The organism is Bradyrhizobium sp. HKCCYLRH3099 (assembly GCF_051167855.1).
Lineage (GTDB): Bacteria > Pseudomonadota > Alphaproteobacteria > Rhizobiales > Xanthobacteraceae > Bradyrhizobium.
This window is the reverse complement of the sequence record NZ_JBNPTW010000010.1, coordinates 84,674-104,140: the sequence shown is the minus strand read 5'-3', so window position 1 is coordinate 104,140 and position 19,467 is coordinate 84,674. Positions and strand designations below refer to the sequence as shown.

At 64.4% G+C, this 19,467-nt stretch carries 21 protein-coding genes; 14 read left to right on the top strand and 7 right to left on the bottom strand.

Annotated elements, in window-relative coordinates:
• Window positions 1–12 precede the first annotated feature (12 nt).
• The 4 genes from ACQR1Y_RS20065 to ACQR1Y_RS20050 form a co-directional block, all read right to left on the bottom strand.
• Window positions 13–1,506, bottom strand: coding sequence for a type II and III secretion system protein family protein (locus tag ACQR1Y_RS20065; RefSeq protein WP_434877901.1), 1,494 nt, complete (start codon window positions 1,504–1,506; stop codon window positions 13–15).
• A gap of 17 nt (window positions 1,507–1,523) precedes the next feature.
• Complete coding sequence (cpaB, locus tag ACQR1Y_RS20060; RefSeq protein WP_434856320.1) at window positions 1,524–2,321, bottom strand: Flp pilus assembly protein CpaB; 798 nt, start codon at window positions 2,319–2,321, stop codon at window positions 1,524–1,526.
• 126 nt (window positions 2,322–2,447) lie between these two features.
• The gene (locus ACQR1Y_RS20055; RefSeq protein ID WP_434856319.1) at window positions 2,448–2,972 is read right to left on the bottom strand and encodes an A24 family peptidase; all 525 of its coding nucleotides are present in this window, start codon (window positions 2,970–2,972) and stop codon (window positions 2,448–2,450) included.
• A 316-nt stretch (window positions 2,973–3,288) separates the two neighbouring features.
• Window positions 3,289–3,453 carry a Flp family type IVb pilin gene (locus ACQR1Y_RS20050; protein WP_008970183.1) on the bottom strand — a complete coding sequence of 55 codons (165 nt, stop codon included), beginning with the start codon at window positions 3,451–3,453 and terminating at the stop codon, window positions 3,289–3,291.
• Window positions 3,454–3,896: 443 nt separating this feature from the next.
• Here ACQR1Y_RS20050 and ACQR1Y_RS20045 point away from each other — a divergent pair, with 443 nt between their 5' ends.
• The 4 genes from ACQR1Y_RS20045 (at window position 3,897) to ACQR1Y_RS20030 (ending at window position 6,806) form a co-directional block, all read left to right on the top strand.
• Window positions 3,897–4,724 carry a sterol desaturase family protein gene (locus ACQR1Y_RS20045; RefSeq protein ID WP_434856318.1) on the top strand — a complete coding sequence of 276 codons (828 nt, stop codon included), beginning with the start codon at window positions 3,897–3,899 and terminating at the stop codon, window positions 4,722–4,724.
• A gap of 199 nt (window positions 4,725–4,923) precedes the next feature.
• The gene (locus ACQR1Y_RS20040; protein WP_434856564.1) at window positions 4,924–5,358 is read left to right on the top strand and encodes a pilus assembly protein N-terminal domain-containing protein; all 435 of its coding nucleotides are present in this window, start codon (window positions 4,924–4,926) and stop codon (window positions 5,356–5,358) included.
• Between the two features lie 268 nt (window positions 5,359–5,626).
• Window positions 5,627–6,172, top strand: a complete 546-nt coding sequence (locus tag ACQR1Y_RS20035; RefSeq protein ID WP_434856317.1) for a TadE/TadG family type IV pilus assembly protein — start codon at window positions 5,627–5,629, stop codon at window positions 6,170–6,172.
• Window positions 6,173–6,245: 73 nt separating this feature from the next.
• The gene (locus ACQR1Y_RS20030) at window positions 6,246–6,806 is read left to right on the top strand and encodes a TadE/TadG family type IV pilus assembly protein (RefSeq protein ID WP_434856316.1); all 561 of its coding nucleotides are present in this window, start codon (window positions 6,246–6,248) and stop codon (window positions 6,804–6,806) included.
• Between the two features lie 191 nt (window positions 6,807–6,997).
• On the opposite strand, the gene ACQR1Y_RS20025 is transcribed toward ACQR1Y_RS20030, so the two are convergent.
• The 3 genes from ACQR1Y_RS20025 to ACQR1Y_RS20015 all read right to left on the bottom strand — a co-directional run bounded on the left by ACQR1Y_RS20025 (window position 6,998) and on the right by ACQR1Y_RS20015 (window position 9,269).
• A complete protein-coding gene (locus ACQR1Y_RS20025) occupies window positions 6,998–7,210 on the bottom strand; it encodes a cold-shock protein (protein ID WP_006612155.1) in 213 nt (70 codons plus the stop codon).
• 298 nt (window positions 7,211–7,508) lie between these two features.
• Window positions 7,509–7,799 carry a translation initiation factor IF-1 gene (gene infA / locus ACQR1Y_RS20020; protein ID WP_008964724.1) on the bottom strand — a complete coding sequence of 97 codons (291 nt, stop codon included), beginning with the start codon at window positions 7,797–7,799 and terminating at the stop codon, window positions 7,509–7,511.
• A 24-nt stretch (window positions 7,800–7,823) separates the two neighbouring features.
• The gene (locus tag ACQR1Y_RS20015; protein WP_434856563.1) at window positions 7,824–9,269 is read right to left on the bottom strand and encodes a DEAD/DEAH box helicase; all 1,446 of its coding nucleotides are present in this window, start codon (window positions 9,267–9,269) and stop codon (window positions 7,824–7,826) included.
• A gap of 507 nt (window positions 9,270–9,776) precedes the next feature.
• On the opposite strand from ACQR1Y_RS20015, the gene urtA reads away from it, so the two are divergent.
• The 10 genes from urtA to ureC all read left to right on the top strand — a co-directional run bounded on the left by urtA (window position 9,777) and on the right by ureC (window position 19,457).
• Window positions 9,777–11,099 (top strand): urea ABC transporter substrate-binding protein, encoded by a 1,323-nt coding sequence (gene urtA, locus ACQR1Y_RS20010; protein WP_434877902.1) that lies wholly within the window; start codon window positions 9,777–9,779, stop codon window positions 11,097–11,099.
• 132 nt (window positions 11,100–11,231) lie between these two features.
• On the top strand, window positions 11,232–12,794 hold the full coding sequence (gene urtB, locus ACQR1Y_RS20005; protein ID WP_434877964.1) for an urea ABC transporter permease subunit UrtB: 1,563 nt from the start codon (window positions 11,232–11,234) through the stop codon (window positions 12,792–12,794).
• On the top strand, window positions 12,791–13,954 hold the full coding sequence (urtC, locus tag ACQR1Y_RS20000) for an urea ABC transporter permease subunit UrtC (protein ID WP_434877903.1): 1,164 nt from the start codon (window positions 12,791–12,793) through the stop codon (window positions 13,952–13,954). The genes urtB and urtC overlap by 4 nt, the downstream gene beginning before the upstream one ends.
• 5 nt (window positions 13,955–13,959) lie before the next feature.
• Window positions 13,960–14,721: an urea ABC transporter ATP-binding protein UrtD gene (gene urtD, locus ACQR1Y_RS19995; protein WP_434877904.1), complete on the top strand. Its 762-nt coding sequence runs from the start codon at window positions 13,960–13,962 to the stop codon at window positions 14,719–14,721.
• A 3-nt stretch (window positions 14,722–14,724) separates the two neighbouring features.
• Window positions 14,725–15,420, top strand: coding sequence for an urea ABC transporter ATP-binding subunit UrtE (gene urtE / locus ACQR1Y_RS19990; protein ID WP_434877905.1), 696 nt, complete (start codon window positions 14,725–14,727; stop codon window positions 15,418–15,420).
• Between the two features lie 58 nt (window positions 15,421–15,478).
• On the top strand, window positions 15,479–16,315 hold the full coding sequence (locus ACQR1Y_RS19985) for an urease accessory protein UreD (protein WP_434856312.1): 837 nt from the start codon (window positions 15,479–15,481) through the stop codon (window positions 16,313–16,315).
• Between the two features lie 49 nt (window positions 16,316–16,364).
• Window positions 16,365–16,667, top strand: a complete 303-nt coding sequence (locus tag ACQR1Y_RS19980; RefSeq protein WP_425112223.1) for an urease subunit gamma — start codon at window positions 16,365–16,367, stop codon at window positions 16,665–16,667.
• A gap of 170 nt (window positions 16,668–16,837) precedes the next feature.
• The gene (locus tag ACQR1Y_RS19975; protein WP_006612145.1) at window positions 16,838–17,143 is read left to right on the top strand and encodes an urease subunit beta; all 306 of its coding nucleotides are present in this window, start codon (window positions 16,838–16,840) and stop codon (window positions 17,141–17,143) included.
• A 4-nt stretch (window positions 17,144–17,147) separates the two neighbouring features.
• Window positions 17,148–17,687, top strand: coding sequence for an HD domain-containing protein (locus ACQR1Y_RS19970; RefSeq protein ID WP_434877906.1), 540 nt, complete (start codon window positions 17,148–17,150; stop codon window positions 17,685–17,687).
• A gap of 54 nt (window positions 17,688–17,741) precedes the next feature.
• Complete coding sequence (ureC, locus tag ACQR1Y_RS19965) at window positions 17,742–19,457, top strand: urease subunit alpha (RefSeq protein WP_434877907.1); 1,716 nt, start codon at window positions 17,742–17,744, stop codon at window positions 19,455–19,457.
• The last annotated feature ends 10 nt before the right edge of the window (window positions 19,458–19,467 follow it).

Sequence of the window (19,467 nt, the reverse complement as noted above, 5' to 3'; positions counted from 1 at the left end):
TCAGGTCCCGGCTCAGTCCGTGATGAAGCCATAGGCGCCGCGCAAGCCGCGACCGGTTTCGGTCCGGCCGGGTACGCCATAGATGCGGTTGATGCTGCCGAGCAGATCGGCCTGCGGGTCGGAGGCGGCGGCGAAGCCGTCGTCCGGTCGCGAGAGATCCTTCTGCGAGACGGCGCGCACCACGAACGGGGTCACCAGCACCATCAGCTCGGTCTGGTTGTTGACGTAGTCGCGGCTGCGGAACAGGGCGCCGAGCACCGGCAGCTGCATCAGGCCGGGCATTCCGCTGATCGCCTGCTTGGTCTGCTGCTGGATCAGGCCGGCCATCGCCATGGCGCCGCCGGAGGGGATCTCGAGCGTGGTTTCGGCGCGGCGGGTCTTGATCGACGGGACGGTCAGCGAGTTCGTGGTCGTCGAACTCACCGCCTGCGACAGGGTGATCGAGTTCTCGTTGGAGAGCTCCGAGACCTCGGTCATCACGCGCATCGAGATCTTGCCCTCGCTGAGCACGACCGGCGTGAAGTTGAGCGAGATGCCGAACTTCTTGAAGCTGATCTGGGTGGTACAGACATGTGTCGTCGGATCGCAGGAGTAGCCGGCGGGCACCGGAAACTCGCCACCGGCGATGAAGGTCGCGGACTCACCGGAAATCGCGGTCAGGTTCGGCTCGGCCAGGGTCCGGATCACGCCCGCATTTTCCATCGCGCGCAGCGTGGCCTGGACCGATGGCGTCGAGCCGAAGGCGGCACTGACGGCGTTGTTGGAGACCAGGTTGCTGCCATAGGCCGTGAACGGATTGGAGTTGGCGAACTTGACCACGGCGGTGCCGTAGTTGAGCTGGCCTGAGAGGTCGATGCCGAGCTGCTTGACCACCGAACGCTGCACCTCGGCGACCGTCACCTTCAGCATGACCTGGTCGCGGCCGCGCACGGTGATGGAGTTGACGACCTTGTCGGCGCCGCCCGCGAGCCGGGCCGCGAGTTCACCTGCCTGCTGCGCCTCCATCTGGCTTGCCACCGACCCGGTCAGCACCACGCCGTCGCCGAGGCCGTCGATCTGGATCTCGGCGTTGGGCAGCATCTGCTTGAGGGCGGCGCGGGCGCCGTTCAGGTCGCGCTTGACCGCGATGTCATAGGCCGCGATCTGCTGCCCATTGGCGTCGAAGAAGACGATGTTGGTCTGGCCCACCGTGGCGCCGATGATGTAGGCGCGCTGCGACGAGCGCACCACGGCATTGGCGATCTTCGGATCGGCGACGAGCACGTCCTTGATGTCGCGCGGCAGGTCGATGACGACGGACTTGCCGATGCCGAGCGACAGGAAGCGCGCGTTGATCTGGCCTTCGGGGGCGGCCGAGGCCGTCGCCGCCGTGGCGGCGGCCGGGCGGTAGTCAGCCGCGATCACCGGCGTCAGCGCCGGATTGAGGGTCAGCGCAGCGGCGGCCGAAAACGACAGCGCGCGAACCATCATGGTCCGCAGTTTCCGCTGATTTTCGCTGCAAGTCATCGTGGTGGTCCTCTTGCTCACTTCTGCGTCGTCATCGTGCTGGGAATGCCGAAGCGGATGACGGCAACACTGTCGCCGCGCCTGCGGCTGGTCTCGTCGGTGCGGTTGTCGGCAACGTTGACGTCGGCGATGCTGCGCAGCGCCAGCGACAGCGTTCCGGTCTGGCGGGCGCGGGCGAGCGTCTCGGCCTGCTCCGGCTTCAGCTCGAGCGTGACCGTCTTGCCGACCACCGTGGTCTGGCCGTCTTTTTCCTTGGGCGCCTGGTCGATCGCCAGCACCCGGATGTTGGACAGGATGATCTCGGAGCTGATGACATCTCCGGCATTGGGCTGATCGTTGTTGCGCTCACGCTTCGACAGGATCACGTCGACGCGGTCGTTCGGCAGGATGAAGCCGCCAGCGCCGGTCTCCGGCGAGATCTCCGTCGAGACCGCGCGCATGCCTGCGGGCAGGATCGCGGCCATGAAGCCGGAGCCGTCGGCCTTGACCAGCTTCTGCTCGCGGATCGGCTCGCCGGCGATGAAGGGGGCGCGCGCGATCGCGCCGGTGACCTCGTTCTGACCTTCGGGCCGCTCGTTGCGCCGGATGAAGCTGGAACTCGTTGTGGCGGCTGGCCAGCTCTGCCACTGCAGGTTTTCCGGCTTGATCGACTGACCGAGGTTGATGTCTGCTTTGGCGACAAGGACGTCGACGGTGGGCACCTGAGGCGCCGGTGCGGCGACTTCAGCCGGCCGATCGGACCCGCTCGCGAGATATGCGGCCACGCCGCCAGCGCCGACAGCGATGGTCAGAACCACGATGCGTGCGGTATTCATACGCTTCACTTTCCACATTACGCCGCGACGCTTCCGCCGCCGTAATGGGAGTTGAGCAGTTATTCGTCAAAGCATGGTTAATGAGGCGTATCTAAATCGCCTTAACACCGTGTTGACACGGTGCCTTCAGAGCAATGCGAGACGCGCGGCGTCGATCGCCTTCACCCATTCGGTCTCCGGATAGACCATCAGCGCGCCCAGCGCGAGCGCGATGCCGTAGGGAACGCCGCTCTCCCTGGCGTGCAGACGCGCAAGCCAGGGTTGCCCAGCGAGCATGTAGGGCAGGGGCCATTGCCGGAACTGCATGATGACGAGCGTCAGCACACCGCCGAAGATCGAGGCGTAGAGCAAATAGTTCATCAGATGCGCGAAGCCGAACCACAGGGCTGCGGCGGAAGCCACCTTGGCATCTCCGCCACCGATCCAGCCGAATGCGAAGCAGGCGAAGGCAATCACCAGCAGCGTTGCGCCGGCACCGAGGTGCAACAGCATGTCGGTCATGCCCATGCCGCTGAGCGGCGCCAGCACCAGGAAACCCGCGATCAGTGCGAAAGAGACCCGGTTCGAAATCGTCATCGTGAACAGGTCGCTCGCGGCGGCAAACGCCATCAGGGCCGGGAACAGCAGAAGGCGTGCGAGATCGAGGGTCATGGGCTCACAGCGGCATCGAGGCGGCACGGAATGCGCGGCTGCGACAAGCTAGCCGGAAGAGATAAATGATCGGGAAATGGCCGGACAAGCGGCGGGCTTCACCAGACGCTGAGGACGCGGAGTGCGAGCGCGACGATGGAGAGACCGAGGGCCAGACAGACCCAGCCGATCGCGGCTTCGCTCTGCGCGAGCGCACGCCGGGGAGCGGCAGTGGACAAAACGTGGTTACGCATCACTGAACGCCGCGGAGCTGAAGGTCGAAATGATAAAGGCCCCGGGAGTGCCGGGGCCTTCTTTGCTCGGTCGTGATGACCGCTTACTTCAGCGAGGTATTGATCGACGAGAACTTGGAGCTCAGGCTGGAGCCGAGACCGTTCACCGCCGCAATGATCGCGAGCGAGATGCCGGCGGCGATCAGGCCGTATTCGATCGCGGTGGCGCCGGACTCATCCTTCACGAAACGAGCAAGAAGATTCTTCATAGGGTAACTCCATGTACACGTGGCTGGTCGAACAAATTCTGGTCGTTGCGGCGTTCTCAGCACCGTGACCATGCGGACACCCTAGGGGGCAGGAATTTCGGCGTAGTTAATTCGATCGGCGAAACACGGCGACAAATGGCTGTTCTTGTGCACAGTAAACGTTGATTTAAGCGCGCCGCTCAGTTTCGAAACAATTCCCCGAGGCGACAAATTCACACCTATTGAGTGCAGCGGACAGCCGCGCCCGCCTGGTCGGCCGACGCTCCCGCGGCCGCCTCCATATGAAGAAGAGTCCTGCGCCGTCACACGCGTGAGATCCTGTCGCGCGTGCCGACATGCCACTGCGATACGCGAAGCTGCTGCCCCGGCGGGGCCATGGAGGTTCACGGCTCCTTAAGCGCCAAGGAGTACCCCTCGGAACAGATCTTGTGATGAGGGATGTGATGTCTGGTCTGCCATGGGAAGTCGCGTTGATGCTCGGCCAGACCATCGAAAAGGTGCTGCCGATCACGTTGGTGCTGGCGGCGGTCTTCTCGGTGCTCAGCTATTTCTGGGCCTGCAACCCGGGAAAGCCGTGGTGGCAGAAGCGCGAGCTCGTCACCGACGTCGTTTACTGGTTCTTCGTGCCGGTGTTCGCGCGGGTGCTGCGCATCGGCCTGCTGGTGCTGGGCGCTGGCGTGATCTTCAAGATCCACGATGCCGATGAGCTGATCGCCTTCTATGAGAACGGCCATGGCCCGTTGGCGCAGTTGCCCGAATGGCTGCAGGGGCTGCTGTTCCTCGTGCTCTCCGACTTCATGCTGTATTGGACCCACCGCCTGTTCCACGGTGGCGAGTTCTGGAAGTACCACGCGGTCCACCATTCCTCGGAGGATCTGGAGTGGATTTCGGCAGCGCGCTTCCATCCGGTCAATCTGATCCTCGGCACGATCGCCGTCGACGTCATCCTGCTGACGGCCGGCATTTCGCCAAATGTGATGATCTGGGTCGGTCCATTCACGACCTTCCATTCGGCCTTCGTACACGCCAATCTCAACTGGACGCTCGGCCCGTTCAAATATGTCCTGGCCACGCCCGTCTTCCACCGGTGGCATCACACCCCGATGGAAGAGGGCGGCAACACCAATTTCGCCGGCACGTTCCCGATCTGGGATATCCTGTTCGGCACCTTCCGGATGCCGGAGGGGCAGTTGCCCGAGACCTACGGCAAGGACGAGGCGACGATGCCCGGAGAGTTCGGTGGCCAGTTGGCATTCCCGTTCCGCCGCTGACGGCGTTGATCCGGACGGCTGCCATCAGGTGGCGGCGTTTGCGGATCGTTCACCAATTGAGCGCAGATTTGCCGCGTCGGGCGCCGTCACCGCTGCGTATCGCTTGAGACGGCTCGTCAATGCCCCGGGGTTGAGTATGTCGATGAGTGTGTCGTGTCGTCCTGTTGTTTCTCTCGCGCTGCGGGCGGCCGTCGCCGCGATGCTGCTGTGGCCGGCCGCCGCCTCGGCGGATCCTGATCCGGCCATCGCCGTGAACGTCGACCAGGCCAAGCTGGTCAAGCTGCCCGACCGGGTCGCCACGCTCGTCGTCGGAAATCCGATGATCGCCGACGTGACCCTGCAGAGCGGCGGCATCATCGTGGTCACCGGCAAGAGCTACGGCGCCACCAATTTCATCGCGATGGATCGCGGTGGACAGGTGCTGATCGACCGGCAGATCCAGGTCGCCGGGCCGACCGATCGGCTCGTCACCGTGTATCGCGGCGTCGATCGCGAGACCTATAGCTGCATGCCGATCTGCCAGCGCCGGGTGACCCTGGGCGACGGTGACAACTACTTCAAGTCGGTGCTCGATCAGGCCGGCACGATGTCGAGCACGGCCAGCGGCAGCGCCGCGGCGGCCAAGACCAACTGAGCAAATACACCTGCTTTCGACGCGCCGATCGGGCCCCGGCCTGATCGACGCGTGCTGCCTGCCAAGGCCGGACGCCGGTACGCGAGGGCCGGTCGGGATGGCTGCAATTTCCGTTGTAGCTGTATTGGGTTACGCCCGCCATGGAGCATGGTTAGTGAGCGGTTGATCATCGCGGCCATCCTGTCCGGATGATAGGAAACCCTTTCCCAAGAAGTTTGCATTATTTCTTTCACCCAGGTTGATGTGCCTTTCCAATCTGGATGACCCCATGCAAGCCAACGTTTCCTCGACCGCATCGATGCGCCGGCTGCTGCGCCGGTTTCGACGCAACCGGCGAGCATCGGCCGCGCTGGAATTCGCGCTGGTTGCCCCGATCTTCTTTGCGCTGCTGTTCGCGATCATCGAAACGGCGCTGATGTTCTTTGCCGGGCAGGTCCTCGAGACCATCACGCAGGACTCCGCCCGCATGATCCTGACCGGGCAGGCCCAGCAGGGGTCGTACACCCAGTCGCAGTTCGCGAGCTATGTCTGCACCCAGGTGCCCGCGCTGTTCGACTGCAACAAGATCTATATCGACGTGAAGAGCTACTCCTCGTTCGGGAACGTCACGATCGCCAACCAGATCGACAACACCGGCAACTTCATCAACAACATGACGTACAGCCCGGGCGCGGCCGGAGATATCGTCGTCGTCAGGCTGTTCTACCAGTGGCCTATCTACGTGACCGGCCTCGGCTACAACATCGCCAATCTGTCCGGCAGCAAGCGGCTGCTGGTCGGCACGGCGGCGTTCAAGAACGAGCCTTATTCATGACGTTCGCGAGCGACTCCCGAGTTTTCACAATCGGATCCCAGGACTTCACCTGCTGTTTGGAAGAGTGCCGGCCATGTCTTTGAGCCTTGCCTTGCGGCGTCGCCTCGATGTTTTCACGGCGGATTGTCGCGGTGTCGCGGCCACGGAGTTCGCCTTCATCGTGCCGCTCATGCTGGTGATGTTCTTCGGCACGGTCGAGTTCTGCTCGGCCATCGCGGTCGACCGAAAGGTCACCCTGATGGCGCGCACGCTGTCCGACCTGACCTCGCAATCGACCTCGGTCGGCGACAGCGACATGTCGAACTTCTTCGCCGCCTCCACCGGCATCATGTATCCGTATTCGACGACGCCGGTGAACGCGACCATCACCGAGCTCTATGTCGACCCGACATCGAAGCAGGCGACCGTGAAGTGGAGCAAGGGATCGGCGCCGCGCACCGCCGGCACCACCGTCGGCATCCCCGCCGATCTGCTGGTCAGCGGCACCTATCTGATCTTCAGCGAGGTCAACTACCAATACGTTCCCACCGTGGGCTACGTGATGGGCAAGACCGGAATCAATCTCAGCGACGTCGCCTACACCCGCCCGCGGCAGTCGACCTGTGTCTATTACAGCCCGGCGACGTCCTGCTGAGGGAACGAAGCGGTTCGCTTGTCCGGGCTTCGAGGACCGTCTCGGACGACGATCCTCACCGCGAACGCCTCGTTGCGCGCGAACCGACCGTATAGACAGCCGAAAACAAGACAGTCGAAAATAAAAAAGGCCGCACGAGGCGGCCTTTCGTCAGTGGTGGGCGATCGTGAGATCGCCCTGGCGCGGTTCGCTCAGTTGGCGGCGCGGAGATTGTCGGCCGACGACTTGCCCGAGCGACGGTCAGCGACGATCTCGTAGGAGATCTTCTGGCCTTCGCGCAGCGTGCCGAGACCAGCGCGCTCGACGGCGCTGATGTGCACGAACACGTCGTTGCCGCCGTCGTCCGGCTGAATGAAGCCATAGCCCTTGGTTGCGTTAAACCACTTCACGGTTCCCATGCTCACGGGGTAGTTCCCTTCTCAGATATCAAATGCGTAACCCAGATTCCTGGGCTGGTTAGATCGAATTTTTGGAAGGGTCGTCAGCGTCTGAACCGGCTGTACCGGTAATAGCTAATCTCGTCCGGCCGAAAATCGATTGCGGGATATATTATTGGAATTGGCCCCGCAAAACAATCCTGAGCTGCGCGAGGGCGCAGGATTTTTTGACGCGCCGGCTTGAGGCCGGCACGCTGAATTGCGGCTGATTGCGCAAGAGTTCATCAAGCTGGAGACGTGGCGGAACGGCGTTCCGCCCCAAGCCTTAGCGCCGGCGGAACTGGCCGCCACGCTGCGGTGCGCCGCGCGGGGGGCCGCCCGGCGTGCTCGGCCGTTCGTCCTTGTGGCGGAAGATCAGCCGGCCCTTTTCCAGGTCATAGGGCGACATCTCGACGGTCACGCGGTCGCCCGCCAGCGTCTTGATGCGATTCTTTTTCATCTTGCCCGCGGTGTAGGCGACGATCTCGTGCCCCGCGTCGAGTTGTACCCGATAGCGTGCGTCGGGAAGGATTTCGGTGACCAGCCCTTCGAACTGGATCAGCTCTTCCTTAGCCATGTCTTTCTCCAGATCGATAGACGTCTAGTTTGGCCGTTGGTTGCGATTGTGAGCGTGGTTTTTGGGTCTGCCTTCGCGATGCAGGAATGCAACGCCTTGAATCGACCCGGCCTTGCCGCCGCCTTGCGGCGGACGCTGGGGCTCCTGACGATTGCCTGGCAGAGAGGCCACCTTAGCATTGGAACGACGACGTCGGCGAGGGCCTTTTGCGGCGTTGCCCCCATCGTTGGTCCGCGCATTCTGCATGCCAGGACGGCCGCCGCCGGGGCTTCCCTGATGATTGCCTTGACGGGCGCCTTGGCGCTGCGGCTGGCCGGCCGGAGCCGCCTCGCGATGGCCAGGAGTGCGGCGGTCTTCGCGCGGCAGCGAGGTCTTGGTCAGCCGCTCGATGTCGCGGAGATAGGACATCTCGTCCGGCCCGGCGACCAGCGAGATCGCGACGCCATCGGCGCCGGCGCGCGCGGTGCGGCCGATGCGGTGGACATAGGTCTCGGGCACGTTCGGCAGGTCGAAATTCACCACATGGCTGACGCCGTCGACGTCGATGCCGCGCGCGGCGATGTCAGTGGCGACCAGGGTGCGGATCTCGCCGGTGCGAAACGCCGCCAGCGTGCGCTCGCGGTGGTTCTGCGACTTGTTGCCATGAATGGCCTGGGCCGGGATGCCGGCCTTCTCCAGGCCCTTCACGACCTTGTCGGCGCCGTGCTTGGTGCGGGTGAACACCAGGGCGCGGTTGACCGGCTCCTCCTTGAGCAATTGGGCCAGCAGGCCCGGCTTGGCGGAGTGATCGACCTGGATCACACGCTGGGCGATGCGCTCGACCGTCGAGGACACCGGGGTCACCGCGACCCGCGCCGGATCCCGCAGCATGGCATCGGCGAGCTCGGCGATGTCCTTCGGCATGGTCGCGGAGAAGAACAGCGTTTGCCGCTTGATCGGCAGCTTCGCCACGATCTTCCGGATGTCGTTGATGAAGCCCATGTCGAGCATGCGGTCGGCTTCGTCGAGCACCAGGAACTCGACATGCGACAGTTTCAGAGCGTTGCCCTGGACGAGGTCGAGCAGGCGGCCCGGGGTGGCGACCAGCACGTCGACGCCCGGCATCACCGCGCGCACCTGGCGTCCCATCGGGACGCCGCCGATGGCCAGCGTGGAGCTGAGGCGGATGTGGCGGCCATAGGTGTTGAAGCTGTCGAGGATCTGACCCGAGAGCTCGCGGGTCGGGCTCAGCACCAGCACGCGCGCGGTCTTCGGTTGCGGCTTGATGCGGTTCTCCAGCAGCCGATGCAGGATCGGCAGCGCGAACGAGGCGGTCTTGCCGGTTCCGGTCTGCGCGATGCCGATCACGTCGCGGCCTTGCAGCGCGATCGGGATGGTCTGGGCCTGGATCGGGGTGGGGGTGGTGTAGTTCTCTTCCTTCAGCGCGCGCGTCAGCGCGTCGGCGAGGTTGAAGTCCTGAAAGGAGGTCAAAAGATGGGGCTTTCCATAAGAGGATATGCCCTCGTCGGCATGCGTGCCGGACGCGGGCGGGTGATTGGAGACACCCGCGTGTTTGGAGCGCCTATTGTGGAGTGCTGAGAATGCGGAGCCAGAAGCTCTGTCAGAGCTAAAGAACACGCGGCTCGCAAAGATCCGGCCGATTCGCCTCGATCTATCAGTTATATGGAACAAATGGAGGCGCGTTTCAAGGCCGCTGCTCTCCGGTATGCTGCCGAAAGCGGTAATGGGCTGCTTCAAAATTAGCCATTTCAAACATCGTGCATAAATTTAGTGCTGTCTGATGGCTGATTGATCAGTTTGCATGCCCAAAATGGCGGCAGACGGATGCGACCCTTCGCCGCGAATTCGCCGAGTTCCACATTTCGCTCAATGGCTTACGAGATGTGAACGGTATGGCACGCTTCTTGCGATTCTTCCGCCGCAGACCGCCGGCCGATTTGGCTGCGAAGCACGTCTGCGTCAGGGAGATATTATCGCATGCTTACTCGACTCACTCAGGAATTAACGGCGCCGTTCAGCCGCCGTCGCTGGCTGGCTGCTGCTGCCGGCCTGGCTCTCGGCGCTGCCGGCTTCGGCCCGGCGATGGCCGCTGACGACACCATCAAGGTCGGCGTCCTGCATTCTCTGTCCGGCACCATGGCCATCAGCGAGACCACGCTGAAGGACACGATCCTGTTCCTGATCGACGAACAGAACAAGAAGGGCGGCGTGCTCGGCAAGAAGCTCGAGGCCGTCGTGGTCGACCCCGCCTCGAACTGGCCGCTGTTCGCCGAGAAGGCGCGTGAGCTGATCACCAAGAACAAGGTCTCGGTCGTGTTCGGCTGCTGGACCTCGGTGTCGCGCAAGTCGGTGCTCCCTGTGTTCAAGGAGCTCAACAGCATCCTGTTCTATCCCGTCCAGTACGAGGGCGAGGAGAGCGAGCGCAACGTGTTCTACACCGGTGCGGCGCCGAACCAGCAGGCGATCCCGGCGGTCGACTACCTGATGAAGGAAGAGAAGGTGAAGCGCTGGGTGCTGGCCGGCACCGACTACGTCTATCCGCGCACCACCAACAAGATCCTGGAAGCCTACCTGAAGTCGAAGGGCGTGGCTCAGGACGACATCATGATCAACTACACGCCGTTCGGTCACTCCGACTGGCAGACGATCGTCGCCGACATCAAGAAGTTCGGCTCGGCCGGCAAGAAGACCGCCGTGGTCTCGACCATCAATGGCGACGCCAACGTTCCGTTCTACAAGGAGCTCGGCAACCAGGGCATCAAGGCGAAGGACATTCCGGTCGTCGCGTTCTCGGTGGGTGAGGAAGAGCTCGCCGGCATCGACACCAAGCCGCTGGTCGGCCATCTCGCCGCCTGGAACTACTTCCAGTCGATCAAGACTCCGGCGAACGAGAAGTTCATCAAGGAGTGGCAGGCCTACACCAAGAACCCGAAGCGCGTGACCAACGACCCGATGGAAGCGCATGTGATCGGCTTCAACATGTGGGTGAAGGCGGTCGAGAAGGTGAAGTCGACCGATGCCGACAAGGTCATCGACGCGCTCCCGGGCACCGAGGCGCCGAACCTGACCGGCGGCGTGTCGAAGATGCTGCCGAACCACCACATCACCAAGCCGGTGTTCATCGGCGAGATCAAGGGCGATGGCCAGTTCAGCGTCGTCTACAAGACCAAGGATCTCGTCCCGGGCGACGCCTGGTCGAAGGAGCTCGAGGGCTCCAAGGACCTGATCGGCGACTGGGTCGGCAAGAAGTGCGGCAACTACAATACCAAGACCAACAAGTGCCTGGGCTCGGGCACCTGATCTGAGCCTTGCGACGTCATCAAGACCGGAGAAGGCGGCGACCTCCGCCGCCTTCTCTCTTCCTCCTGCCGGGGTGGTCCAGTGCCTGCCATTGTTCTCGCGCTTGTGCGCGGCCTTCTTCTGTCCATTGCCTTGATCGTCGCGACCGCTCCGGCTTTTGCCGCCAGCTTCGAAGAATCGGTCGCCAAATTCGCCAATGACGACTTCTCCGACACCGACGACGCCGTGGGCGAGATCGCGGTGTCCGGCAACCCGCTGGCCTTTCCGATCATCAGCGCGCTGCAGGACGAGCGGCTGATGTTCGATGCCGAGACCAAGAAGGTCTTCATCAAGCAGGCTGACGGCAAGATCATCGATGCCGCGACGGGAGCCGCCGTCGACAAGCTGCCGGACAGCGCCGCGGCCGTGAGCCTCAATAACCGGCTGCGCCGCAGCGTCGATGCCGCGCTCGGCGGCCTGACCCTGCTGTCGCCCGACACCAACACCCGGCTGACCGCGGCCAAGTCCGTGTTCAAGTCGCACGAGGAGGCGACGCTGCCGACCGTGGAGTCGGCGCTCGCCAAGGAAACCAATCGTACGGTGAAGCAGGCGCTCGCCGAGGCCCGCGCCGCGATCCTGCTGTTCAAGTCCGACGCCAGCGAGGTCGACAAGCTCGAGGCCGTCGCGACCATCAGGGCGCGCGGCGACCAGGAGGCGCTGGCGCTGCTCACCGAGATCAGCGGCGGCGACCAGCCGGCGAATGTCGCCAAGGCGGCGGCGAGCGCGATCTCCTCGATCCAGGGCACGCTCGCGATCTGGTCCGGCGTGCAGAACGCCTGGTACGGCCTGTCGCTCGGCTCGGTGCTGCTGCTGGCCGCGATCGGGCTTGCCATCACCTTCGGCGTGATGGGCGTCATCAACATGGCCCATGGCGAGATGGTGATGCTCGGCGCCTACACCACCTTCGTGGTGCAGGAAGTGATCCGCACGCGCTACCCGGCGCTGTTCGACTATTCGCTGCTGATCGCGGTGCCGCTCGCCTTCCTGGTGGCCGGCGCGATCGGCGTCGTGATCGAGCGCACCATCATCCGCTTTCTCTACGGACGTCCGCTCGAGACCCTGCTCGCCACTTGGGGCCTGTCGCTGATCCTGCAGCAGGCCGTGCGCTCCGCGTTCGGCCCCACTAATCGCGAGGTCGGCAATCCCTCTTGGATGAGCGGCGCCTTCGAGCTCGGGCAGATCACGATCACCTACAACCGGCTCTGGATCCTCTGCTTCACGATGGCGGTGTTTGCGATCCTGCTGGCGATGCTGCGCTACACCGCGCTGGGCCTGGAGATGCGGGCCGTCACGCAGAACCGGCGCATGGCGGCGTCGATGGGCATCGCAACCTCGCGCGTCGACGCGCTCACCTTCGGCCTCGGCTCGGGCATCGCGGGCATCGCCGGCGTGGCGCTGTCGCAGATCGACAACGTGAGCCCGAATCTCGGCCAGAGCTACATCATCGACTCCTTCATGGTCGTGGTGTTCGGCGGCGTCGGCAATCTCTGGGGCACCTTGGTCGGCGCCTTCACGCTCGGTGTCGCCAACAAGTTCCTGGAGCCGGTTGCGGGCGCCGTGCTCGGCAAGATCGCGATCCTGGTGCTGATCATCCTGTTCATTCAGAAGCGCCCGCGCGGGTTGTTCGCGCTCAAGGGCCGGGCGGTGGAAGCATGATGGCGCATGTGCTGACGAGGTCGCTGGACCGCGGAGCGTCGATCTTTCTTCTGATCGTTGCCGCCTGCGGCATCCTCATCCCGCTGTCGAACCTGCTGCTGCCGGAGGGGTCCGCGCTGCAAGTGCCGACCTATCTGGTGGCGCTGTGGGGCAAATATGTCTGCTACGCGATCCTGGCGCTCTCGATCGACCTGATCTGGGGTTATTGCGGCATCCTTTCGCTCGGCCACGGCGCGTTCTTCGCGCTCGGCGGCTACGCGATGGGCATGTACCTGATGCGCCAGATCGGCACCCGCGGTGTCTACGGCAATCCAATCCTGCCGGACTTCATGGTGTTCCTGAACTATTCCAAGCTGCCCTGGTACTGGCACGGCTTCGACATGTTCTGGTTCGCCGCGCTGATGGTGCTGGTCGTGCCCGGCCTGCTGGCCTTCGGCTTCGGCTGGCTCGCCTTCCGGTCGCGCGTCACCGGCGTGTACCTCTCGATCATCACGCAGGCGATGACCTATGCGTTGCTGCTCGCCTTCTTCCGCAACGATTTCGGCTTCGGCGGCAACAACGGCCTGACCGACTTCAAGGACATTCTCGGCTTCAACGTGCAGGCGGAGGGTACGCGCGCGGCCCTGTTCGCGCTGAGCTGCCTGGCGTTGATCCTGGCATTCCTGATCTGCCGTGCCGTCGTGTCGTCGAAGCTCGGCAAGGTGCTGATCGCGATCCGTGACGCCGAGTCGCGCACGCGCTTCCTCGGCTATCGCGTGGAGTCCTACAAGCTGTTCGTGTTCACGCTGTCGGCCTGCATGGCCGGCGTCGCCGGCGCGCTCTATGTGCCGCAGGTCGGCATCATCAACCCCTCAGAGTTTGCTCCCGGCAACTCGATTGAGGCGGTGATCTGGGTCGCGGTCGGCGGCCGCGGCACGCTGGTCGGCGCGGCGCTCGGCGCCGTCGTTGTGAACTACGCCAAGACGTTCTTCACCTCGGGCGTGCTGGCCCCGTACTGGCTGTTCATGCTCGGCGCGCTGTTCGTGCTGGTGACGCTGCTGCTGCCGAAGGGCATCGTGGGCACCTTCAACAGCTGGTGGGATCAGCTCGGCACCAAGCGGCCGAATGCCGACAGCGCCGCCCGCGAGGATGGTGTCACCGAACCCAAGATGGCGGAGTGAGCGGCATGAACGTGATGGATACCAGATCGACCTCCGCGCTGCTCTATCTCGACGGCGTGCACGTCTCCTTCGACGGCTTCCACGCCATCAACAATCTCTCGCTCACGCTCGAGCCCGGCGAGATGCGCGCCATCATCGGCCCGAACGGCGCCGGCAAGACCACGATGATGGACATCATCACCGGCAAGACCAAGCCCGACGAGGGCACGGTGCTGTTCGACGGCAAGACGGATCTCACGCGCCTGGACGAGACCCGCATCGCCGAGCTCGGCATCGGCCGCAAATTCCAGAAGCCGACGGTGTTCGAGAGCCAGTCGGTGGAGGACAATCTGCTGCTGGCGCTCAATGTCGATCACAGCGTCAAGGGCACCTTGTTCTGGCGCGGCTCCAAGGGCGAGGCGGAGCAAATCGACAAGGTGCTGGAGACGGTTCGGCTCAAGGATGTCCGGCGCAAGCTTGCCGGCAGCCTCTCGCACGGCCAGAAGCAGTGGCTGGAGATCGGCATGCTGCTGGCGCAGGACCCGAAGCTGCTGCTGGTCGACGAGCCCGTGGCCGGCATGACCGATGTCGAGACGCATCAGACGGCTGAGCTGCTCAAGGAAATCAATCGGGATCACACCGTCATGGTCGTCGAGCACGACATGACCTTCGTGCGCGAACTCGGCGTCAAGGTCACCTGCCTGCACGAAGGCACGGTGCTGGCCGAGGGCACCATCGACCAGGTGTCGTCGAACGAGCGTGTGATCGAAGTGTATCTGGGGCGCTGACCAATGCTCGACGTCAAGGACATCGACCTCTATTACGGCGCCGCCCAGGCGCTGCGCGGCGTCTCGATCGCGGCGGAGCCCGGCAAGGTCACCTGCGTGCTCGGCCGCAACGGCGTCGGCAAGACGTCGCTGCTGCGGGCGCTGGTCGGGCAATATCCGCTGGCGTCGGGCAGCATCACCTTCGATGGCGCCGACATCACGCACCTGAAGCCCTATGAGCGGGCGCGCAAGGGCATCGGGTTCGTGCCGCAGGGGCGCGAGATCTTCCCGCTGCTGACGGTCGAGGAGAACCTCAAGACCGGCTTCGGCCCGCTGAAGCGGGCCGACCGCAGCATCCCGGACGACGTGTTCTCGCTGTTTCCGGTGCTGCAGTCGATGCTCGGCCGCCGCGGCGGCGATCTCTCCGGCGGCCAGCAGCAGCAGCTCGCGATCGGGCGGGCCATGGTGATGCGGCCGAAGGTCCTGCTGCTGGACGAGCCGACCGAGGGCATCCAACCCTCGATCATCAAGGACATCGGCCGGGCCATCTCCTATCTGCGCAATCTCGGCAATATCGCCATCGTGCTGGTCGAGCAGTATCTCGACTTTGCCTGCGAACTCGGCGACAACTTCGCCGTGATGGATCGCGGCGCGGTGAAGTTCACCTGCACCCGCGCCAACCTCGATCCGGCCGAGATCAGCCGCCAGATGGCGCTGTGATCGTCATCTAGCTCTCAGGGCGCGGCCTTGCCGCGTCCGGTCCCAGGGGAGGGGATCGATGCGGGCCGATCCCGCCGGCGCCGCCGCCGACATCTTCGAGGCCAACCGCGCCCGTGGCGCGGTGCGCTTCGACGTGCGACTGCAGGACGGCGTGACGCGGCGTCACCATCTGCATGAGTCCGGCTCGCTGCGCGTCCGCTTTCCCTCGCCGGAGGATGATGGCCTCTCGGCGATGTTCGTCAATACGGCCGGCGGCATCGCCGGCGGCGACCGCTTCGCGATCGAGGTTGCGGCGGGCGAGGGCAGCCGCGTCACGCTGTCGAGCGCCGCCGCCGAGAAGGTCTATCGCGCTCCGGGGACGCCGGCCGAGCTGGACATTGCGCTGAAGGCCGAAGCCGGCGCGCACATCTCGTGGCTGCCGCAGGAGACCATCCTGTTCGACCGCGCCCGCATCCACCGCCGCATCGACATCGAGCTTGCCGAGACCGCTTCGCTGCTCCTGTGTGAGATCGTCGTGTTCGGCCGCACCGCGATGGGCGAGCGCATGCGTGAGGGCGAGTTCGTCGACCGCTGGCGGCTCAAGCGCGGCGGCAAGCTGGTGTTCGCGGAGACCGTCCGCCTCGACGGCGATATCGGCGACAAGCTGGCGCAGCCCGCGATCGCCAAGGGCGCGGCGGCCATCGGGACGGCGCTGATCGTGCCGGGCGATGCCGCGCTGATCGAGCGCATCCGGGAGAGCCTGCCGGCCTTCCGGGGCGAGGCCGGGCTGTCGGCCTGGAATGGATTTGCAATGGCGCGCTTCTGTGCCCAAGATGCCGCGAGCCTGCGCGCCGACATGATGTCGGTGCTGGGCTGTGCTTCGGCCGTGCCGCTCCCGCGGCTGTGGCTCAATTAGACGTTTACCAACCCGCGATTATCCAGAAGACGATCACCAGAGAAGCCGCATGAACCTGTCTCCCCGCGAAAAGGACAAGCTCCTGATCTCGATGGCCGCCATCGTGGCCCGCCGCAGGCTCGAGCGCGGCGTCAAGCTGAACCATCCCGAGGCGATCGCGATCATTTCCGATTTCATCCTGGAAGGCGCGCGCGACGGCCGCACCGTGGCCGAGCTGATGCAGTCAGGCGCCCAGGTGCTGACCCGCGACCAGGTGATGCCCGGCATCCCCGAGATGATCCACGACATCCAGGTCGAAGCGACGTTTCCGGACGGCACCAAGCTGGTCACGGTGCACGAGCCGATCCGGTGAGGCGAGCCCAACTCTTTCGGTCGTCATGCCCGGGCTTGACCCGCCTGCGCGGCCGTAGCCGCTTCGGCGCGGCGAAGGCCCGGGCATCTACGCTCTTCGATCTCAATGGAAAGACGTGGATGGCCGGGTCAAGCCCGGCCATGAGGCAGTGGAAACCTGCGAGGTAACACATGATCCCCGGCGAACTCTTCATCCAGGACGGCGAGATCGAGCTCAATGCCGGCCGCAAGACCGTGACGCTCTCGGTCGCCAACACCGGCGACCGGCCGATCCAGGTCGGCTCGCACTACCATTTCTTCGAGACCAACCCGGCGCTGAAGTTCGATCGCAAGAAGGCACGGGGAATGCGGCTCGACATCGCCGCCGGCACCGCGGTGCGCTTCGAACCCGGTCAGACCCGCGACGTCCAGCTGGTGGCGCTCGCCGGCAAGCGCATGGTCTATGGCTTCCGCGGCGACGTGATGGGCAAGCTGTAGACCGATGCTGACCGGACTGCGCCTCGTCTCCGAAGCGGCCGAGCTGGCGGCGCGCCGCCATGCCGGCCAGCAGCGCAAGGGGCGCGACGAGGAGCCGTACGTCAATCATCTTGCCGAGGTCGCGAACATTCTCGCTGCAACGACTGACGGCGAGGACGCCGAGCTGGTCGCGGCCGGCTGGCTGCACGACACGATCGAGGACACCGACACCACGCGCGACGAACTGGCGCAGCGATTCGGCACGCGCGTCGCAGGCTTCGTCGAGGAAGTCACCGACGACATGACCTTGCCCAAGAGCGAGCGGCGCGCCGTCCAGGTCATCGCGGCGCCGGCCAAGTCCGCGGGCGCCAAGCAGATCAAGATCGCCGACAAGATCAGCAACATCCGCGCCCGCATCGTCTTCGAGCCCGACTTGGAGCAGCAGCTCGAACTGATGGAATATGTCGGCTGGGCCGAACAGGTCGTCGCCGGTTGCCGCGGCGTCAATGCGCGGCTGGACGCGCTGTTCGACGAGACTGTCACGAATGCACGAGGGACGCTGTGAGCGCATCGCCGGTGTCTCGACAACACGACAAACCGAACTGATTGGGGGCCAACGATGTCCGTCAAGATCAAGCGTTCCGTCTATGCCGACATGTTCGGCCCGACCACCGGTGACAAGGTCCGGCTGGCCGACACCGATCTCATCATCGAGGTCGAGAAGGACTTCACCACCTATGGCGAGGAGGTGAAGTTCGGCGGCGGCAAGGTGATCCGCGACGGCATGGGCCAGTCGCAGGCGACGAGCAAACAGGGCGCTGCCGACACCGTCATCACCAATGCGCTGATCGTCGATCACTGGGGCGTGGTGAAGGCCGACGTCGCGATCAAGGACGGGATGATCAGTGCGATCGGCAAGGCCGGCAATCCCGACATCCAGCCGGGCGTGACCATCGTCATCGGTCCCGGTACCGACGTGATCGCGGGCGAGGGCAAGATCCTCACCGCCGGCGGCTTCGACAGCCACATCCACTTCATCTGCCCGCAGCAGATCGAGCACGCGCTGATGTCGGGCGTGACCTCGCTGCTCGGCGGCGGCACCGGGCCGTCGCACGGCACTTTCGCGACCACCTGTACGCCGGGCCCGTGGCACATCGGCCGGATGATGCAGTCGTTCGACGCCTTCCCGGTCAATCTCGGCATCTCCGGCAAGGGCAATGCGTCGCGCCCGGCCGCGCTGGTCGAGATGATCAAGGCCGGCGCTTGCGCGCTGAAGCTGCACGAGGACTGGGGCACTACGCCCGCCGCCATCGACAACTGTCTCTCGGTCGCCGACGATCACGACATCCAGGTGATGCTGCACTCGGATACGCTGAACGAGTCCGGCTTCGTCGAGGACACCATCAAGGCCTTCAAGGGCCGCACCATCCACGCCTTCCACACCGAGGGCGCCGGCGGCGGTCACGCGCCGGATATCATCAAGGTCGCCGGCCTGAAGAACGTGCTGCCGTCGTCGACCAACCCGACGCGGCCGTTCACGCGCAACACCATCGACGAGCATCTGGACATGCTGATGGTGTGTCACCATCTCGATCCGTCGATCGCCGAGGACCTCGCCTTTGCCGAGAGCCGCATTCGCAAGGAGACGATCGCGGCCGAGGACATCCTGCACGATCTCGGCGCGCTCTCGATGATGTCGTCGGACTCGCAGGCCATGGGCCGGCTCGGCGAGGTCATCATCCGGACCTGGCAGACCGCCGACAAGATGAAGAAGCAGCGCGGCGCCTTGCCGCAAGACAAGGGCAAGGACAACGATAATTTCCGCGTCAAGCGCTACATCGCCAAATACACGATCAACCCGGCCATCGCGCATGGCGTGTCGAAGCTGATCGGCTCGGTCGAGAAGGGCAAGCTCGCCGACCTCGTGCTGTGGTCGCCGGCGTTCTTCGGCGTCAAGCCGGACTGCGTGATCAAGGGCGGCACCATCGTGGCGGCGCCGATGGGCGATCCGAACGCCTCGATCCCGACGCCGCAGCCGGTGCATTACCAGCCGATGTTCGGCGCTTTCGGCAAGTCATTGACGGCCTCGTCGGTGATCTTCACCTCGAAGGCGGCGGTCGCGGGCGGCCTCGCCCGCAAGCTCGGCCTGTCCAAGAAGCTCTACGCTGTGCAGAACACCCGCGGCAAGATCTCGAAGAAGAGCATGATCCACAACGATGCGACGCCGAACATCGAGGTCGATCCGGAGACCTATGAGGTGCGCGCGGATGGCGAATTGCTGACCTGCGAACCCGCCGAGGTGCTGCCCATGGCGCAGCGCTACTTCATGTTCTAAACTTGCTCCC

Coding starts and splice junctions, on each gene's coding strand:
- ACQR1Y_RS20065 (WP_434877901.1), bottom strand. CDS start 1,506: ATGACTTGCAGCGAAAATCAGCGGAAACTGCGGACCATGATGGTTCGC.
- cpaB (WP_434856320.1), bottom strand. CDS start 2,321: ATGAATACCGCACGCATCGTGGTTCTGACCATCGCTGTCGGCGCTGGC.
- ACQR1Y_RS20055 (WP_434856319.1), bottom strand. CDS start 2,972: ATGACCCTCGATCTCGCACGCCTTCTGCTGTTCCCGGCCCTGATGGCG.
- ACQR1Y_RS20050 (WP_008970183.1), bottom strand. CDS start 3,453: ATGAAGAATCTTCTTGCTCGTTTCGTGAAGGATGAGTCCGGCGCCACC.
- ACQR1Y_RS20045 (WP_434856318.1), top strand. CDS start 3,897: ATGTCTGGTCTGCCATGGGAAGTCGCGTTGATGCTCGGCCAGACCATC.
- ACQR1Y_RS20040 (WP_434856564.1), top strand. CDS start 4,924: ATGCTGCTGTGGCCGGCCGCCGCCTCGGCGGATCCTGATCCGGCCATC.
- ACQR1Y_RS20035 (WP_434856317.1), top strand. CDS start 5,627: ATGCAAGCCAACGTTTCCTCGACCGCATCGATGCGCCGGCTGCTGCGC.
- ACQR1Y_RS20030 (WP_434856316.1), top strand. CDS start 6,246: ATGTCTTTGAGCCTTGCCTTGCGGCGTCGCCTCGATGTTTTCACGGCG.
- infA (WP_008964724.1), bottom strand. CDS start 7,799: ATGGCTAAGGAAGAGCTGATCCAGTTCGAAGGGCTGGTCACCGAAATC.
- urtA (WP_434877902.1), top strand. CDS start 9,777: ATGCTTACTCGACTCACTCAGGAATTAACGGCGCCGTTCAGCCGCCGT.
- urtC (WP_434877903.1), top strand. CDS start 12,791: ATGATGGCGCATGTGCTGACGAGGTCGCTGGACCGCGGAGCGTCGATC.
- urtD (WP_434877904.1), top strand. CDS start 13,960: ATGAACGTGATGGATACCAGATCGACCTCCGCGCTGCTCTATCTCGAC.
- urtE (WP_434877905.1), top strand. CDS start 14,725: ATGCTCGACGTCAAGGACATCGACCTCTATTACGGCGCCGCCCAGGCG.
- ACQR1Y_RS19985 (WP_434856312.1), top strand. CDS start 15,479: ATGCGGGCCGATCCCGCCGGCGCCGCCGCCGACATCTTCGAGGCCAAC.
- ACQR1Y_RS19980 (WP_425112223.1), top strand. CDS start 16,365: ATGAACCTGTCTCCCCGCGAAAAGGACAAGCTCCTGATCTCGATGGCC.
- ACQR1Y_RS19975 (WP_006612145.1), top strand. CDS start 16,838: ATGATCCCCGGCGAACTCTTCATCCAGGACGGCGAGATCGAGCTCAAT.
- ACQR1Y_RS19970 (WP_434877906.1), top strand. CDS start 17,148: ATGCTGACCGGACTGCGCCTCGTCTCCGAAGCGGCCGAGCTGGCGGCG.
- ureC (WP_434877907.1), top strand. CDS start 17,742: ATGTCCGTCAAGATCAAGCGTTCCGTCTATGCCGACATGTTCGGCCCG.